Here is a 14,912-nt window from a genome sequence, read left to right on the forward strand (position 1 = left end):
CGCTCCCGGTGCGTTCGCGGCTGCGGGCCCGTCGTGGCTACCGGCCCGCTCCCCTGCGTGGGCGGGCGGCTCGCCATCGTGGCCGGGGTGTGGCGGAGAATGGGGGTATGGCAGGTTCCGGTGGTGACGTGGCGCGGCACTGGCGGTATGCCGAGTTGCCCGGCGTTGATCTGTTGCGGGCTCGCTATGTGCGGAAGGAGTTTGTGCGGCATACGCATGAGCACTTTGTGATTGCCGCTATTGCTGATGGGGTGGAGGTCTTTCACCATCACGGGGCCGATCAGTACGCGGGGGCCGGGGCGCTTGCGCTGGTTAATCCTGATACGCCGCATACCGGGCGGGCCGGGGTGCCCGAGGGGTGGCGGTACGGGGCTGTTTATCCGTCGCCCGAGGTGGTGGGGGAGATTGCTGCCGAGACCACGGTTATTCGGGGGACGCCGGGGTTCGTCAGTCCGGTGCTTGATGATCCGTATGCCGTGGGGCTGGTGCATCAGGTGTTGCGGGCTGCCGAGGAAGGGAATGCGCTGGCCGCCGATACTTTGCTGCGGGTTGCCGTGACGCGGCTGCTGCGGTTGAACGGTGGGTCGCTGGTGCGGCGGGAGGTGCGGACGGCCGGTGCTCGGGTCGCGGCACGTGCGCGTGCCGTGTTGGAGGAGCGGATGGTCGAGCCGCCGACTCTGGAGAGGCTTGCGGCTGATCTCGGGGTCAGCTCGTTCTCGTTGTTGCGGGGCTTTCGGGATGCCTATGGGATGCCGCCGCATGCCTGGTTGACCGATGCCCGGGTGCGGCGGGCGCTGCGGTTGTTGGACGGCGGTACGTCGCCTGCCGAGGCGGCTGTGGCGGTGGGGTTCACCGATCAGCCGCATCTGAATCGGCATTTCGCCCGGATCGTGGGGGTGCCGCCGGGGGCCTATCAGCGGGAGCGCAAGAACGTACAAGACGCGCGGGGGAGCTTCTTCTAGCGTCCGGTGCGTGGCAGAACAGACAGCTCTCGCAGATATACGTGATGACGACGAGGGGAAGCCGGACGCCGCCGTTGTCCGTGACGCTCTCGGTGTCGGCGTCGCCGTAGGACTTTCCGGCTTTGCCTTCGGGGTGACCTCGGCGGGCGGTGGGCTCTCGTTGTTGCAGAGCTGTGCGCTCAGTCTGCTGGTGTTCACAGGGGCGTCGCAGTTCGCGCTCGTGGGGGCGCTCGCCGGTGGCGGGAATCCGCTCACCGCGGCTGCGGGGGCGTTCTTCCTGGGGGTGCGCAATGCCTTTTACGGGCTGCGGCTGTCGGAGTTGCTGGCGCTCCCGCGCGCGGTGCGGCCGTTCGCCGCGCAGTGGGTCATCGACGAGACGACCGCGGTCGCGCTGGCGCAGCCCACGCGGCGCAGTGTGCGCATCGGGTTCACCGTCACCGGACTGAGTCTGTACGTGTTGTGGAATCTGACCACTCTGCTCGGTGCGCTGGGCGCCAAGGCGATCGGTGACACGAGGGTTTGGGGTCTTGATGCCGCCGGGCCCGCCGTCTTCCTGGCGCTGCTCGCTCCGATGCTGAAGACCGCCATTGAACGGGCCGTCGCCGGTCTCGCCGTGGTTCTGGGGCTGGGGTTGCTGCCCGTTCTGCCGGCCGGTGTACCTGTGCTGGTGGCTGCGCTCGCGGCGCCCGTTGTCCTTTTCGTGGAGGGCCGTCGGCGGCAGACGCCTCGCAACGGCCGGGAGGGGGAGGAGCGTTGAACACCTGGATCGCTATCGGGGTGACCGCTCTTGGCTGTTACGCCGTCAAGCTCGTCGGGCTGCTCGTGCCCGCCGGGGCCCTTGAGAGGCCGCTCGTGCGGCGGCTGGCCGCGTTGCTGCCGGTTGCTCTTCTTGCTGCGCTGACGGCTCAGCAGACCTTTGCCGACGGGCACGTCCTGGTGGTCGACGCGAGGGCGGCGGGGCTCGCCGCGGCCGCCGTGGCGCTGGTTCTGCGCGCGCCCTTCCTCCTTGTCGTCGCGGCCGCCGTGCTCGTCACTGCGGGCGTGCGCGCCGTGGGTGGGTGATGGGCCGGAGTTCGGCTCAGCCGATGGGGCGACCGTGCGCTCTCAAGGTGCGCAGGGCCTCGATCGTCACCATGGGGCGTGCTTCCAGGGCCGTGCCCGGTGCCCATTGGCGCCAGCGGATCGGCCAGCCGCCGTCCTGTTGCTGGGTGGCCGTCAGGTGGTCCAGGGAGCGCGTCATCTCGTCGTCGGTGAACCACGCGCGTGCGAGCGAACTCGGGGTCTTCGCGTAGTCGTGCGGGAAGTGGTGCTCGCCGGGGGCGTAGCCGGCTGATACGGGGTAGGCGGTGAGGTCGTCCGGGTTCAGTGCGGCGAGGCGGTGTTCGCGGACCAGGCGGCCCAGGCGGTCGGCGGCCGCCTCCGCGCGCGGGCGGTCGGGGGCGGAGTCCAGGAAGGCCACGGCGGCCTCGACCTCGTAGGGGTGGGACTTCTCCAGGGAGTCGATCGCCTGCCAGCAGAAGTCCGTGGCCCGGAACAGCCAGGCGTGCCACACCTCGTTGCGGTGCAGCAGGCCCACCACCGGACCGGTGGTGAGCAGTTCGCTCGGCGGGTCGTCCAGGACGGGGATGAACGGGGCCGTCGGGTAACCGCGCTGGCTGGGACGGATCGCCGGCAGGGCGCCGTCCGCGGTGGAGACGGAGGTGAGGTAGCGGCACACCCGTTCGATGCGCTGTCCGCCGCAGCGCCCGATGGAGTCCAGGACGCGGAGCGCGTGCATGGTGTGCAGCGGCTGGCTCACCGGACCGCGCAGATCGGGCTCCAGCGCGTGGCCGTATCCGCCGTCCTCGTTGCGGTAGGCGTCCAGCGCGGTCTCCACCGGGTCGGCGGTGCCGTTCAGGAAGTGGTGTGCGAAGAGGCGCTGCTCCAGCACGCGCGCGGTGAGCCAGACGAAGTGCTCGGCGCGGAAGAGCGGGGAGCGCGCCGAAGGCGTGGCGGGGAGTGGGGAAGCTCCTGTTTCGGACATGCGACAGACCGTAGGGCGGAAAGCGGTCTCGGCAAGCGGTCCTGGCTCAGGCCCACCCTCAGGGGCGGGATACTGGAGTCATGCGGTTGACGGTCTTCTGGGAGCGGATGGCGGATCACTTCGGTCCGGGGTACGCCGACACCTTCGCGCGCGACCACGTGATGACGGAGCTCGGCGGGAACACGGTGCACGGGGCGCTGGACGCCGGCTGGGAGGCCAAGGACGTCTGGCGCGTGGTCTGCACGGTCATGAATGTTCCGGGGGAGAAGCGCTGATCCGTGGGGAAGACCGCAGGACGACAGTTGAATGTCAGACGCGTGAGCCAGACTTGATCCGTGGCACCCACTGACGAGACCGGGCAGACGGCCCGGCAAGCATCTCCGTTCGGCACGACGCCGCCCGACCGGCCCCCGGCCGACGGCGCCGCCGCGTCGGGCGCCCGCATGCCGCGCTGGCTGCCGCGGGCCGTGGTGCTGGTGCTCTCGCTCTTCGCCGTTTTCCAGCTGGGCACCTGGGCCTTCCACCAGCTGACCGGCCTGCTGATCAACATCCTGATCGCGTTCTTCCTGGCCCTCGCCATCGAGCCCGCGGTGAGTTGGATGGCCGCGCGCGGCATGCGCCGGGGGCTGGCCACCGGTCTCGTCTTCCTCGGCGTGATGATCGCGGCGGCGGGCTTCGTCACCCTGCTCGGCTCCATGCTGGCGGGGCAGATCATCAAGATCGTCGAGGACTTCCCGGACTACCTCGACTCCGTCATCAACTGGATCAACACGCACTTCAACACCGACCTGAAGCGGGTGGACGTCCAGGAGGGCCTGCTCAAGTCCGACTGGCTGCGCAACTACGTGCAGCACAGCGCCACCGGCGTCCTGGACGTGTCCGCCCAGGTCCTCGGCGGCCTCTTCCAGCTGCTGACGATCGCGTTGTTCTCGTTCTACTTCGCCGCCGACGGCCCGCGACTGCGCCGTGCGCTCTGCTCCGTACTGCCGCCCGCGCGGCAGGCCGAGGTGCTGCGCGCGTGGGAGATCGCCGTCAACAAGACCGGTGGTTACATCTACTCGCGCGGTCTGATGGCGCTCATCTCCGGCATAGCCCACTACATCCTGCTGCAGATCCTGGGCGTGCCCTACGCGCCCGTGCTCGGCGTCTGGGTGGGCCTGGTCTCGCAGTTCATCCCGACCATCGGCACCTATCTCGCGGGCGCGCTGCCCATGCTGATCGCGTTCACCGTCGATCCCTGGTACGCGCTGTGGGTGCTGATCTTCGTCGTGGTCTACCAGCAGTTCGAGAACTACATGCTGCAACCCAAGCTGACCGCGAAGACCGTCGACATCCACCCCGCCGTCGCCTTCGGCTCGGTCATCGCCGGCACCGCACTCCTGGGCGCCGTCGGCGCACTGATAGCGATCCCGGCGGTCGCCACGCTGCAGGCGTTCCTGGGGGCGTACGTGAAGCGGTACGCGGTCACCGACGACCCCCGTGTGCACGGACACCGGGGACGGGGAGCGGGGCGGGGCGTCGCCACGCGCGCGAGACGGCTGTGGGGACGGCGGCCCGGGGCGGCGCGGGACGATGCGACACCGGGCGATGCGAGGGAGTCCGGGGAGGGCCCCTCGGGCGGAGAAGGTTCCTCGGGCGGGGGAAGCTCCTCTTCCTGAGGCGCGCCAGTCGATACGGCGGTGGGGCGGGCCGGTGGGGACACGGGCAGCCGGTTCAGTACGTGGCAGCCGCCCACAACCCGGCGCCGATGACCGCCACCACGTAGCAGCCCGTCGCCGTGGCCACGATCCGCCGCCTTGTCGGCTCGCTCCAGGGAGTGCGGGAGAGCAGCCAGGCCAGCGCGGGCAGGACCAGGACGGCGTGCAGGCTGACCCCGTGCAGCGGCTTGAGCGGGGCCGTCGAGTGGTACGCCGCCTCCTGGTGGCCGGTGCGGGCGAGGACGACGCCGCGCGCGATCATCGCGGCGCCCGAGACGAGGGCGACGAGCAGGATCGCGAAGCCGGAGCGCACCGCGAGCGGCATCCCCACGGGGCCGGTGGGCCGGTGCCGGAACGAGGCCAGCGCGAACGCGGTGAGCAGCACCACCAGGACCCCGCCGCCCACTGCGAGCGTCATCGACACCCCGGTGTCGAAGGGCGTCTCCATGTCGAGGTGCGAGGGCACCCGGCGCCACGCCTGAAGGGTGATGCCGCCGACCTCCACGACGCAGTCGGCGGCGAACACGGCGAGCAGCACGGTGCGCAGGCGCGGGCCGACGCGCAGATACGACGTGACCCAGGTGACCGCGATCAGTGTCGCCCCGAAGGACAGCCCGAAGGTCACAGGCTTGCGCCATGAGACGGGGCCGAACCAGGGGCCGCCGTCGACGGCGAACACCACCAGGTGCGCGAGGCCGGACAGGATCAGGAGGAGGCCGGTGGCGTGGCAGAGACGCTCCACCGGGCGCGCCCCGGACCACCAGGCCGCCGGGACCGCCGCCCTGCTGTTCTCTCGGGTGCTCTTCTCGGTCTCCATGGCCATCAGGCTCGCGAAAGCGCCCGGTTCGGTCGTCGTCCGGCCGAAGACACCTGTCGTACGCCACCGGAAGTAGCGTGCCATCGAAGTTGATCGGCTCGCCCACGAGCCGATGCCTGGTTTTGCTACGTAGCAGTCTCGAAGTACTCAGCAGCAATGACCGGCGAGCCGGCAGCGACGGCGAGTGCGTAGCGTTCGTCGGCGATCTCGCCTTGGAAGTGGCCGTCGAACATGTCCCGGAGCGCGGCTTCGCCCAGGCTCCCGAGCCTGAAGTCGGACTCCCAGTTGGAAACGATGAGGTTGGTGAACAGAATCTGCTTCCTCCGGGCCGCCGTCATTGGCGTTTGCGGCGGCTCCCAGCATTCAAGGAGTGACGCGTCGCCGAGCGCCAAGATGACGAGCTCTCGATGCGCGTCACGCCGCGCGGCTTCCTGGGCTGTCTGCGTCTGCCGAGCCTGGTACCACAGATAGGCAGCCACTCCGGCCAACGCAGCCGCAGAGAAGAGCACGGACAGCCACACCCGGCACTCCTGGGGGCGTCCCGATCCTACGAATGACCGGGATCAACCCATGAAGAAAGGTATGGATCGGGTGACGCTGGCGGTGTGCGCAACGCACGAGGCTCCCGTGCCGTTGGGGGAAGTGTTCGAAGTCTCAACCCACAGGCAAAGGAGCCGCGTTGGTTCCGTATTCTGCCGCACTCGACCTGCCCCCTGCCCACCGCGCTGGTACACACCGCTACAAGTAGGACCGGTGCCGTGAGTGAGCGGTCCCCCGATGACGCGCTGGAATGTAGGTCCGCATCCCACGGATGATCCTGAAGACATGGCCGGACCGATACGCGTGATCGTGCATCCGCCGTCACCCACGGGTGGCCGCAGGGTGCGGGTGGACGGCGAGATCCTCGGCCTGGCCCACAACGTGGCCGACGTCGCGGAGTTCCTCCGCCGAGCGGGGCTGGAGATCGACTCGGCGGAGGTGGCGGAGTCGCCGTGGATCGACTGGCGCGGAGGGGGCCGGAGCACTGGGGCCCGGAGACGTGACGGTCGAGAAAGTCTGAGCGGCAGGGCAGTCGAACTCCCTTCCGTACCCGTCTTTACAGGGGAACGAGGGAGGGCGCATTGAACGCCGACGAGGAACGCCAGTTCCGCGAATTCGTGGCGGCGCGGTCGAGATCGCTGCTGCACACGGCCTACCTGCTGACCGGGGACTGGGAGCAGGGCCGGGACCTGCTCCAGACCGCGCTTGCCTCCACCGCTCGGCGTTGGTCGAAGCTGCGCGACCGGGAACAGCCGGAGATCTATGTCCGCCGGGCTCTCTACCACGCCCAGGTGGATCGCTTCCGGCTCCTCAGCTGGGGGCGGGAAACGGTCACGGACACCGTGCCGGACAAGCCGTCCGGACAGGTCGCCGACTGGGCCGACACCGTGGTCCAGCGGCAGGACATCATGGCCGCGCTGCGGCGGCTGCCCAAGCGCCAGCGTGCGGTGATCGTCCTGCGCTACTTCGAGGACCGGCCGGACAACGAGATCGCCGCGATTCTGGGCGTCGCCCAGGGGACGGTCCGCAGCCAGACCCACAAGGCCCTCGCCTCTCTCCGCACCACCCTGGCCGAGGCAGGGCCGTCGGCCGCCTCCTCCACCGCCGCCGGAAGGGGCACCATCGCATGAACGACTCGACCGAACACCCGCTGCACGATGCCTTGCACGCCCATGTCCGGGAGAGCGGCAGTGACGCCGCCGGTGCCCATCTGGTCGGCCTGGCCGACGGCGCGTTGCGGGTCGCCCGGCGGCGGCAGTGGCTGGCCCGCGTCGGCGTCGGCGTCGTCGCAGCCGCCGCGGTCGCCACCGTCTGGGTGGCCGTCGCGGACGGCGCGACCCCGCGCGCTCACGTGGTCCAGCCCGCCACAGGGGGCGGCACCGGGAAGGCGGCCCCGGTCTCCCTCCTGCCGGTCACCTCGTCCGTGGAGCGCGCCTGCACCCAGGGCAGCGACGGCTACACCGTGCACGCGACCGCGACCCAACCGGCGTTCTGCGTCCACACCGACCGGGCCAAAGGCATGACCGACGTCCGCGTCACCTCCGCGAAGGCCGGGAAAAGCACCATCGACGGCACCTGGCGGGTCGAGGTGACCCTCAGCCCCGCCGACCGGACCCGTTTCGCCGCCCTCACCGGCTCCATCGCGGCGGCCCCGGTCCCGCGCAACGAATTCGCCATCGTCATCGACGGCAAGCTCTGGGGCAGCCCCCACGTGACCTCCTCGATCACCGGCGGCCGTTTCGAAATCGTCGGGGCCTACGTCGGGGATCTCAGCAGCGCCACCGCCCACGATCTCGCCCACCGGCTGAATCCCAGGTGAGTAGTCGACTCCCGCTACGGCGTTGGCACAGCGAAAAGGCCCCCGCCTGCGGGAAATCGGCAGGCGGGGGCCTTGATCAGTGAGCTTCTTCGAGTTGGTCATCGTTCAGGTGATGGCCTGTGAAGCGCAACGAGCGAGGCCCTCGGGCTGTTGATCGAGATGTCTGACGTCTCAACCACACTGCTCGGGAGCCTCGTTGGTCATCCATCCCGCCGCACTCGACCTGCCGCATGCGCTCGTGGAGTGGGTCACCATGCCGCTGCACGAGCGCCGGTCGAGCGTGGCGTCGCGCGCCGGAAGTCCTGGCGCATCTTCCGCCGGTCCCGATGCAGCCCGGTCATGTGACACCTACGGCTTGGCCGGCGAGGTGGTCGACGATTCGGCCGGGGCTGCGGAGTCCGGCGCCCCCGCGTAGTCGGGCAGTTCGATGCCGTTGATCGCGCGCCCGACCAACTCGGTGAACCATTCGCCGGCGAAATCGGGGCGCGGCTCGGCGTCCGGCCCGGGGACGTCGCGGCTGCGGGCGTTCAATCGGCCGATCTCCTGGTTGGCCTCGACGAACGAGCGCATCCGCGCCTCGTAGCGGGTGAACCCGGTGTCGGGGTCCCACTCGGCGGCGGCCAGCTCTCCGGCCAGCAGGTAGGCGCCGACCAGTGCCAGCCCGGTGCCCTGCCCGGACATCGGCGACGAGCTGAACGCCGCGTCCCCGAGTAGCCCCACCCGTCCGCTCGACCAGCGGTCCATCACCACCTGGGCGACCTGGTCGAGGTAGAAGTCCGGGGTGTCGTCCAAGTGCGCGAGGATGTCCGGGGCCAGCCAGCCCAGGCCCGCCATCCGCTCACGCAGCAGGCGCTTCTGGGCCGCGACGTCACGGTGGTCGACGTCGAAGTCAGCCGAGGCGGAGTAGAACATGGCCATCGCCCGGGTGGCGTCCTGGATGGGTCGCAGGAGGGCGGAGCGCCCGGACTCCTGGTCCTGGTACTCCAGCAGCCAGCGGTCCAGCCCGAACTCATTGGGCACGCTGTAGAAGGCCAGCACGTGCCCGAGGTGGCGGAGGAACCGCTCGTGCGGCCCGAAGACCATCGCCCGCAGCTCCGAGTGCAGCCCGTCCGCCCCGACCACCAGGTCGAAGCGCCGCCGGTCGCCGCCCGCGAAGACCACGTCGACCCCGTCCGCGTCCTGGGAGAGCTCGGCGATTCGGTCGCCGAAGATGTACTCGACGCCGTCGCGGGTGTCGTCGTAGAGCACCTGGGACAGGTCCCCGCGCAGGATCTCGATGTCCGCGATGAACCCGTCGCCACCGTCGTCGTCCGCGCGGAAGGTCTCCAGCACCTGCCCGTCCGCGTCCACGGTGTGCGCGCCGGCTGTGTCGGTGCACGCCGCGCGGATCGCCGCGTCCAGCCCCATGCGCTCGATGACCTCCTTGGCGACCCCGCGCGCGTCCACCGCCTGCCCGCCGGGACGCAGCTCGGGAGCCCGCTCCACCACGGTCACCTCAGCCCCTCGCCGGCGCAGCCAGTGGGCCAGCGCGGGTCCCGCGATGCTCGCCCCGGCCACCAGCACCCTGGGATCCCTCAACCGGTTCCCCTGGTCGCCGGTCCGGATGGTGTGCTCCTGCTCGGAGTCGCCGACGTTCATCACTGCCTCCATGTGCTTCCTCCCGCGGTGGAACGTTTCCAGCACAGGCCCACCGCCGTCGGTGGATCCAGGGGTGTCGACCGCGGATCCGCACCGAACTCATCGGTACGGCCGGAATCGCGTCCACCCCGCCAAAGTGCGATGACGATGACATGCGCTCAAGATCCGATGGCACAGGACATCCGGTCTCGGAAGTGCCGCGTGGTGCGCTTGACACAAAAATCGAACATCCATTCTTATTGAGGTTCCGGCGAGACTCTCCGCGGGTGATTCGGCACGGTTTTGATGGAGAAGTACCCGAGTTATCCACAGGCCGGACGGGCGTCGGGGCGCATTGTCAGTGGCAGGCGTTAGCGTCTTTGACGTGAAGCGATCGACTCAAGCAAATCGGGTGGAACCCATGGCAGGAACCGACCGCGAGAAGGCCCTTGACGCCGCACTCGCACAGATTGAACGGCAGTTCGGCAAGGGCGCGGTCATGCGCATGGGCGAGCGGCCGAACGAGCCCATCGAGGTCATCCCCACCGGGTCGACCGCGCTCGACGTCGCGCTCGGCGTCGGCGGCATCCCGCGCGGCCGCGTGGTGGAGGTGTACGGACCGGAGTCCTCCGGCAAGACGACCCTGACGCTGCACGCGGTGGCCAACGCGCAGCGGGCCGGCGGCCAGGTGGCCTTCGTGGACGCGGAGCACGCCCTCGACCCCGAGTACGCGCGCAAGCTCGGCGTCGACGTCGACAACCTGATCCTGTCCCAGCCGGACAACGGCGAGCAGGCCCTGGAGATCGTGGACATGCTGGTCCGCTCCGGCGCCCTCGACCTGATCGTCATCGACTCCGTCGCCGCGCTCGTCCCGCGCGCGGAGATCGAGGGCGAGATGGGCGACAGCCACGTCGGTCTCCAGGCCCGGCTGATGAGCCAGGCGCTGCGGAAGATCACCAGCGCGCTCAACCAGTCCAAGACCACCGCGATCTTCATCAACCAGCTGCGCGAGAAGATCGGCGTGATGTTCGGCTCCCCGGAGACCACGACCGGTGGCCGGGCGCTGAAGTTCTACGCCTCCGTGCGCATGGACATCCGCCGCATCGAGACCCTGAAGGACGGCACCGACGCGGTCGGCAACCGTACCCGGGTGAAGGTCGTCAAGAACAAGGTCGCGCCGCCCTTCAAGCAGGCCGAGTTCGACATCCTCTACGGCCAGGGCATCAGCCGTGAGGGCGGTCTGATCGACATGGGCGTGGAGCACGGCTTCGTCCGCAAGGCCGGCGCCTGGTACACGTACGAGGGCGACCAGCTGGGCCAGGGCAAGGAGAACGCGCGCAACTTCCTGAAGGACAACCCCGACCTGGCCAATGAGATCGAGAAGAAGATCAAGGAGAAGCTGGGCGTGGGCGTACGGCCCGAGGAGCCGACCAAGGAGCCGGGCGCCGACGCCGCGGCGGTCACCGCTCCCGCGGACGACGCCGCGAAGGTGCCTGCTCCGGCGGCGGCCAAGGCGGCAAAGGCCAAGGCTCCGGCTGCCAAGAGCTGACCCGCACCGTGTCTGATTCAAAGGCGTGGCCAACCGACTGGGCCGAGTACGTCTACCCCGACTCCTCGCGGGAGCGGGGCGGGGCGGGCGACGGGGGATCTGCCGGGCCGGACGGCGATGCACACGGGAATGCGGGGCACGGCGCGGACGGGGGATACGACCGCGCCGGGTCGTACGGCACGGGGGGCTCGCGCGGGGATGACGACCGGTACGGCACCGGTTGGCCGTACGAGGACGAGCAGCCGTACGGGGGCGGCCGGGCGTCCGAGGACAACAGGTCGCACGGGGGCGGCCAGGCGTCCGAGGGCAGCCGACCGCAAGGGGGCGGCCGGTCGTCCGGGGGTGGCTGGTCGCAGCGGCGGGGCAGGTCCTCCGGGGACGGTCGGTCGTCCGAGGGCAGTCGGTCGTACGAGGACGGCCTGGCCGTCGGCGGGGAGCGGCCGGACGACGACGGGGTCGGGGCCGAGTCCGGCTCGCGGGGGCGTGATTCGCGTCGGCGTGGCGCAGGTCGTGACGGTGGTGTCCGTGGCGCGGACGGCTCCCGTGGGCGTCGGCAGCGGCGTCGCGGGGAGGGGGCCGATCAGGACGGGGGCTTCTCCTCCTCGTCGAGGGCCGAGCAGGAGGAGCCTCCGGGGGATCCGGTCGAGCGGGCGCGGGCGATCTGTCTGCGTCTGCTCACCGGGACCCCGCGCACGCGCAAGCAACTCGCCGACGCCCTGCGCAAGCGGGAGATCCCGGACGACGCCGCGGAGGAGGTGCTGTCCCGGTTCGAGGAGGTCGGGCTGATCAACGACAGTGCCTTCGCGGAGGCATGGGTGGAGTCCCGGCATCACGGCCGGGGGCTCGCCCGGAGGGCGCTCGCGCAGGAGTTGCGGACCAAGGGGGTCGACTCGACGCTGATCGACGAGGCCGTCTCCCAGTTGGACTCCGAGCAGGAGGAACAGACGGCACGCGAACTCGTCGCCCGCAAGCTGCGTGCCACCCGAGGTCTCGACCGCGACAAGCGGCTGCGCCGCCTCGCGGGGATGCTCGCCCGCAAGGGTTATCCCGAGGGCATGGCCCTGCGGGTGGTGCGGCAGGCGCTCGAGGAGGAGGGCGAGGACACGGAGTTCCTCGGGGACGAAGGGTTCTGAGCGGCCGGGCTCGGGAGGTGAGGCGTTCCGAGTCGGCGGGCCTTGGCAGCAAAGGGTTCTCGGCCGAACGGGCCTTCTGGAACGAGGAGTTGCGAAGCGCGCCGACCAGGCCTTCCGGAACGAGGAGTTCCGAAGCGCCGAGCCACTCGGCCCCCGACGCTAGAGCCTCTCGCATCGCGTGAGCCTTCTCCGGTGCGCAGCCTTACCTTGCGCTCCCGGAAGGGTGAGGTGGTCCCGGGCGTGGGTACTGTCTGCTGCCGTCGCGGAGCCGCCCGGGGCCTTGCAGGTCTGTGGCGCGCAGCCACCTACCGGGCGCGTCGCCATCCCTGCCCGCGTCCTCCGCCGCTCCCGCGCCCGCCCTGCCGCACGCCGAAAGGCTCCCCGCCGTGTCCGACTCCGCACAGCCCCGAAGAACGCCGTCCCGAAGAACGCCGTCCCGAAGATCGCCCAAGACCCTGCCTGCGTGTCCTACCGCCACCGCCACCGCCACCGCATTGGCCATGGCCATGGCCCTGACGCTGAGCGGCTGCGGGCTGATGTCCGACGGAGACAACAAGGGCGCGACGGTCCAAGGCACCATCACCCTCGGCTTCGTCAACGGCGGTACCACCAAGTTCCACACCTGTCTGCAGGAGGCCGTCGAAGATGTGGGGCAGAGCAACTTCGCGCGGATCCGGACGGCGAACTCGCATCAGGACGCGGCGACCGAGCTGTCCAACATCGAGGACATGATCTCCCGCAAGGTCGACGCGCTGATCGTGCAGACGGTCGACGCGGAGGCGTTGAAAGCGGACGTCACCAAGGCCCGTAGCGCGGGCATACCGATCTTCTTCACCTCCGTCGCGCCGGACGACACCTCGCACATCCTGGGGGCGGTCGTCGTCGACCTGAAGAAGGTCGGGCAGCTGGACGCCGGCTGGGTAGAGAAGGACGCGGCGGGCAGACACGTGAACGTCGGTGTGATCGCCGGCGCCCCCGGTGCCGCCTCCGACCTCCTGGTCGGCGGATTCACCAAGGCGCTGCCCGGCAACGCCGAGGTCGTGGCGAACCAGCCCGGCATGTTCGACCCCACGAAGGCACGGACCGTCGCCGAGAACATGATCGAGGCCCACCCCGACCTGGACTACGCCTTCGTCGCCAACGAGGAGATGGCCTTCGCGGTCCGCAAGGCGTTCGACGCGGCCGGCGCCAAGGACGTCAAAATCGTGACCGTCAACGGCACGGACGAGGGGCTGGCCGCCCTCAAGGACGGCCGCTTCTCGGCCACGGTCTCCAACTCCGCCGCGGACACCGGCGAGTTGGCGGTGACGAACGCCATCGATCTGCTGCGCGGACGTAAGGCGGAGAAGATCGCGAAGACGCCTGCCGAGCTGATCACCAAGGTCAACGCGGACACCGCCCCGCTGTACTGCCAGGCCGACGGCTACTGAGCAGCGGCTCCGGCCACCGGCAGCCCCGCCGCCTTCCACGCCTGGAAGCCGCCGACCAGATCGGTGGCCCGGTGCAGTCCCAACCGGTGCAGGGAGGCCGCCGCGAGGCTCGACGCGTATCCCTCGTTGCAGATCACGACGACCCGCAGGTCATGGCCGGTGGCCTCGGGCGCGCGGTGGCTGCCCTGTGGGTCGAGCCGCCACTCCAGTTCGTTGCGCTCGACGACGAGGGCGCCGGGGATCAGGCCGTCCCGCTCGCGCAGGGCCGCGTACCGGATGTCCACCAGCAGCGCCTCACCGGCCCGGGCGGAGTCGTAAGCCGCCTTCGGCTCGATCCGCCCGTACCCCGCACGCACCCGCTCCAGCAACTCGTCGATACCGACGGGCTGTTCGCCCGTACCACTCACTTGCCCGCTCCCCGATCCTGATCCCACGCCGCTCGCTGTCGCTGTCACTGCCAGTCCTCCGGCCGCTCCACCTGCTCGAGTCGCAGTACCTGTCCGACCCGGCTGTACCGGCGGATCTGCGGCAGGGGCGGGTAGTACGCGTGGACGGAGACCGCGTGCCGGTCGGTCGACTCGTTGAGGACCTCGTGGACGTGGTGGCGGCCGAAGGACCGGCTCCGGCCGGTCGGCAGTCGCCGTTCGCGGTCCACTCCGTCCGTGAGTTCCAGGGTTTTCCAGCCGTCGGCGGGCAGCCGGGCGGCGAGCGAGTGCTCCTTCAGCTCACCGGCGGCCGTGACGAAGGCGCCCACGGACTCGGCGTGGTCGTGCCAGCCGGTGCCGGTGCCGGGCGGCCAGCCGATCAGCCAGGCCTCGCTGCCGCCGGGGCCCTCCAGCCGTACCCAGGTGCGGCCCTCCGGGTCGAGCGGGAGCGAGGCGATGAGCTCGGCGTCGGCGGCCGTACGCCGTACGAAGTCGAGGAGGTCGGCCTGCGTCGGCGTGGGAACGGCCGTGGGCGCGGAGGCCGGGACAGAGGGGGAGACAGACACGGGGCACCGTCCTGAAGAGCGTTCGCGGAGGGCGCGCGACGGCAGCGGGCGGCGCGCGATTGAAGAGGGGGATGCGAATTCAGCAGGACGGGCGACACACGCAGCCCGCATAGCGGACGAGGTCCATATGGACCCTCCGCCACAGGCGCACACAGGTGTCGGTCACGATCCGGAGTACACCATGGCGCTCCGGACCGGTCAACTCACCGTCACTATGTGGACCGCACAGTGACGGTGAGTACGGCAGCCGGTGGCGCGGAGCCCTCAAAGCGCCCCGCTTTCGCCCCGGCCATGACCTCGACGCGCCCGCGCCTCAGCTTCAGCGCCGCGCCCT

Annotated in this window: 16 protein-coding genes and 2 pseudogenes; 11 read left to right on the forward strand and 7 right to left on the reverse strand. The window is 70.2% G+C overall.

Annotation, left to right across the window (positions count from 1 at the left end; translation table 11 throughout):
* The first annotated feature begins 107 nt into the window (after positions 1 to 107).
* From ACQEWB_RS36080 to ACQEWB_RS36090, 3 genes and pseudogenes are all read left to right on the forward strand, one after another.
* Positions 108 to 1,072, forward strand: a pseudogene (locus ACQEWB_RS36080) (helix-turn-helix domain-containing protein).
* On the forward strand, positions 973 to 1,719 hold the full coding sequence (locus ACQEWB_RS36085) for an AzlC family ABC transporter permease (protein ID WP_432838599.1): 747 nt from the start codon (positions 973 to 975) through the stop codon (positions 1,717 to 1,719). Before ACQEWB_RS36080 ends, ACQEWB_RS36085 begins: the two are co-directional and overlap by 100 nt.
* The gene (locus tag ACQEWB_RS36090; RefSeq protein WP_432838601.1) at positions 1,716 to 2,024 is read left to right on the forward strand and encodes an AzlD domain-containing protein; all 309 of its coding nucleotides are present in this window, start codon (positions 1,716 to 1,718) and stop codon (positions 2,022 to 2,024) included. Before ACQEWB_RS36085 ends, ACQEWB_RS36090 begins: the two co-directional genes overlap by 4 nt.
* Before the next feature lie 16 nt (positions 2,025 to 2,040).
* Here ACQEWB_RS36090 and ACQEWB_RS36095 read toward each other — a convergent pair whose 3' ends face one another.
* Entirely contained in the window at positions 2,041 to 2,985 is a 945-nt protein-coding gene (locus ACQEWB_RS36095; protein ID WP_432838603.1) for a hypothetical protein, read from the reverse strand.
* Between the two features lie 80 nt (positions 2,986 to 3,065).
* Between ACQEWB_RS36095 and ACQEWB_RS36100 the strand changes: the two genes are divergently transcribed.
* Positions 3,066 to 3,260 carry a DUF3046 domain-containing protein gene (locus ACQEWB_RS36100; RefSeq protein WP_432838605.1) on the forward strand — a complete coding sequence of 65 codons (195 nt, stop codon included), beginning with the start codon at positions 3,066 to 3,068 and terminating at the stop codon, positions 3,258 to 3,260.
* Between the two features lie 60 nt (positions 3,261 to 3,320).
* Positions 3,321 to 4,643 carry an AI-2E family transporter gene (locus ACQEWB_RS36105; protein ID WP_432838607.1) on the forward strand — a complete coding sequence of 441 codons (1,323 nt, stop codon included), beginning with the start codon at positions 3,321 to 3,323 and terminating at the stop codon, positions 4,641 to 4,643.
* A gap of 55 nt (positions 4,644 to 4,698) precedes the next feature.
* Here ACQEWB_RS36105 and ACQEWB_RS36110 read toward each other — a convergent pair whose 3' ends face one another.
* Positions 4,699 to 5,499 carry a hypothetical protein gene (locus tag ACQEWB_RS36110; protein WP_432844191.1) on the reverse strand — a complete coding sequence of 267 codons (801 nt, stop codon included), beginning with the start codon at positions 5,497 to 5,499 and terminating at the stop codon, positions 4,699 to 4,701.
* Between the two features lie 125 nt (positions 5,500 to 5,624).
* Positions 5,625 to 6,020 (reverse strand): DUF6082 family protein, encoded by a 396-nt coding sequence (locus tag ACQEWB_RS36115; RefSeq protein ID WP_432838609.1) that lies wholly within the window; start codon positions 6,018 to 6,020, stop codon positions 5,625 to 5,627.
* 600 nt (positions 6,021 to 6,620) lie between these two features.
* On the opposite strand from ACQEWB_RS36115, the gene ACQEWB_RS36120 reads away from it, so the two are divergent.
* The 3 genes and pseudogenes from ACQEWB_RS36120 to ACQEWB_RS36130 all read left to right on the forward strand — a co-directional run.
* Positions 6,621 to 7,169 (forward strand): SigE family RNA polymerase sigma factor, encoded by a 549-nt coding sequence (locus ACQEWB_RS36120; protein ID WP_432838611.1) that lies wholly within the window; start codon positions 6,621 to 6,623, stop codon positions 7,167 to 7,169.
* Positions 7,166 to 7,858 (forward strand): SecDF P1 head subdomain-containing protein, encoded by a 693-nt coding sequence (locus ACQEWB_RS36125; RefSeq protein ID WP_432838613.1) that lies wholly within the window; start codon positions 7,166 to 7,168, stop codon positions 7,856 to 7,858. The genes ACQEWB_RS36120 and ACQEWB_RS36125 overlap by 4 nt, the downstream gene beginning before the upstream one ends.
* 255 nt (positions 7,859 to 8,113) lie before the next feature.
* Positions 8,114 to 8,203, forward strand: a pseudogene (locus ACQEWB_RS36130) (IS5/IS1182 family transposase); the annotation flags it as partial.
* A 3-nt stretch (positions 8,204 to 8,206) separates the two neighbouring features.
* Here ACQEWB_RS36130 and ACQEWB_RS36135 read toward each other — a convergent pair.
* Complete coding sequence (locus ACQEWB_RS36135; protein WP_432838615.1) at positions 8,207 to 9,508, reverse strand: FAD-dependent monooxygenase; 1,302 nt, start codon at positions 9,506 to 9,508, stop codon at positions 8,207 to 8,209.
* 388 nt (positions 9,509 to 9,896) lie between these two features.
* Here ACQEWB_RS36135 and recA point away from each other — a divergent pair, with 388 nt between their 5' ends.
* From recA to ACQEWB_RS36150, 3 genes are all read left to right on the forward strand, one after another.
* A complete protein-coding gene (gene recA, locus ACQEWB_RS36140) occupies positions 9,897 to 11,024 on the forward strand; it encodes a recombinase RecA (protein WP_432838617.1) in 1,128 nt (375 codons plus the stop codon).
* A gap of 419 nt (positions 11,025 to 11,443) precedes the next feature.
* Positions 11,444 to 12,157, forward strand: a complete 714-nt coding sequence (gene recX / locus ACQEWB_RS36145) for a recombination regulator RecX (protein WP_432844193.1) — start codon at positions 11,444 to 11,446, stop codon at positions 12,155 to 12,157.
* A 500-nt stretch (positions 12,158 to 12,657) separates the two neighbouring features.
* The gene (locus tag ACQEWB_RS36150) at positions 12,658 to 13,587 is read left to right on the forward strand and encodes a sugar ABC transporter substrate-binding protein (protein ID WP_432838619.1); all 930 of its coding nucleotides are present in this window, start codon (positions 12,658 to 12,660) and stop codon (positions 13,585 to 13,587) included.
* On the opposite strand, the gene ACQEWB_RS36155 is transcribed toward ACQEWB_RS36150, so the two are convergent.
* The 3 genes from ACQEWB_RS36155 to ACQEWB_RS36165 form a co-directional block, all read right to left on the reverse strand.
* Complete coding sequence (locus ACQEWB_RS36155) at positions 13,581 to 13,994, reverse strand: rhodanese-like domain-containing protein (protein WP_432838621.1); 414 nt, start codon at positions 13,992 to 13,994, stop codon at positions 13,581 to 13,583. The two genes, ACQEWB_RS36150 and ACQEWB_RS36155, sit on opposite strands and share 7 nt — an antisense overlap.
* 44 nt (positions 13,995 to 14,038) lie before the next feature.
* Positions 14,039 to 14,578, reverse strand: coding sequence for a cysteine dioxygenase (locus tag ACQEWB_RS36160; RefSeq protein WP_432838623.1), 540 nt, complete (start codon positions 14,576 to 14,578; stop codon positions 14,039 to 14,041).
* A gap of 79 nt (positions 14,579 to 14,657) precedes the next feature.
* Positions 14,658 to 14,744: a putative leader peptide gene (locus ACQEWB_RS36165; RefSeq protein WP_313960178.1), complete on the reverse strand. Its 87-nt coding sequence runs from the start codon at positions 14,742 to 14,744 to the stop codon at positions 14,658 to 14,660.
* Between the last annotated feature and the right edge of the window lie 168 nt (positions 14,745 to 14,912).

The sequence above is a fragment of the Streptomyces sp. CA-249302 genome (genome assembly GCF_050936785.1).
Taxonomy (GTDB): domain Bacteria; phylum Actinomycetota; class Actinomycetes; order Streptomycetales; family Streptomycetaceae; genus Streptomyces.

What these genes read in the sequence shown, in the direction of transcription:
- ACQEWB_RS36095 (WP_432838603.1), bottom strand. Translation starts at nt 2,985, where the DNA reads ATGTCCGAAACAGGAGCTTCCCCACTCCCCGCCACGCCTTCGGCGCGC.
- ACQEWB_RS36100 (WP_432838605.1), top strand. Translation starts at nt 3,066, where the DNA reads ATGCGGTTGACGGTCTTCTGGGAGCGGATGGCGGATCACTTCGGTCCG.
- ACQEWB_RS36110 (WP_432844191.1), bottom strand. Translation starts at nt 5,499, where the DNA reads ATGGAGACCGAGAAGAGCACCCGAGAGAACAGCAGGGCGGCGGTCCCG.
- ACQEWB_RS36125 (WP_432838613.1), top strand. Translation starts at nt 7,166, where the DNA reads ATGAACGACTCGACCGAACACCCGCTGCACGATGCCTTGCACGCCCAT.
- ACQEWB_RS36135 (WP_432838615.1), bottom strand. Translation starts at nt 9,508, where the DNA reads ATGGAGGCAGTGATGAACGTCGGCGACTCCGAGCAGGAGCACACCATC.
- recA (WP_432838617.1), top strand. Translation starts at nt 9,897, where the DNA reads ATGGCAGGAACCGACCGCGAGAAGGCCCTTGACGCCGCACTCGCACAG.
- ACQEWB_RS36150 (WP_432838619.1), top strand. Translation starts at nt 12,658, where the DNA reads ATGGCCATGGCCCTGACGCTGAGCGGCTGCGGGCTGATGTCCGACGGA.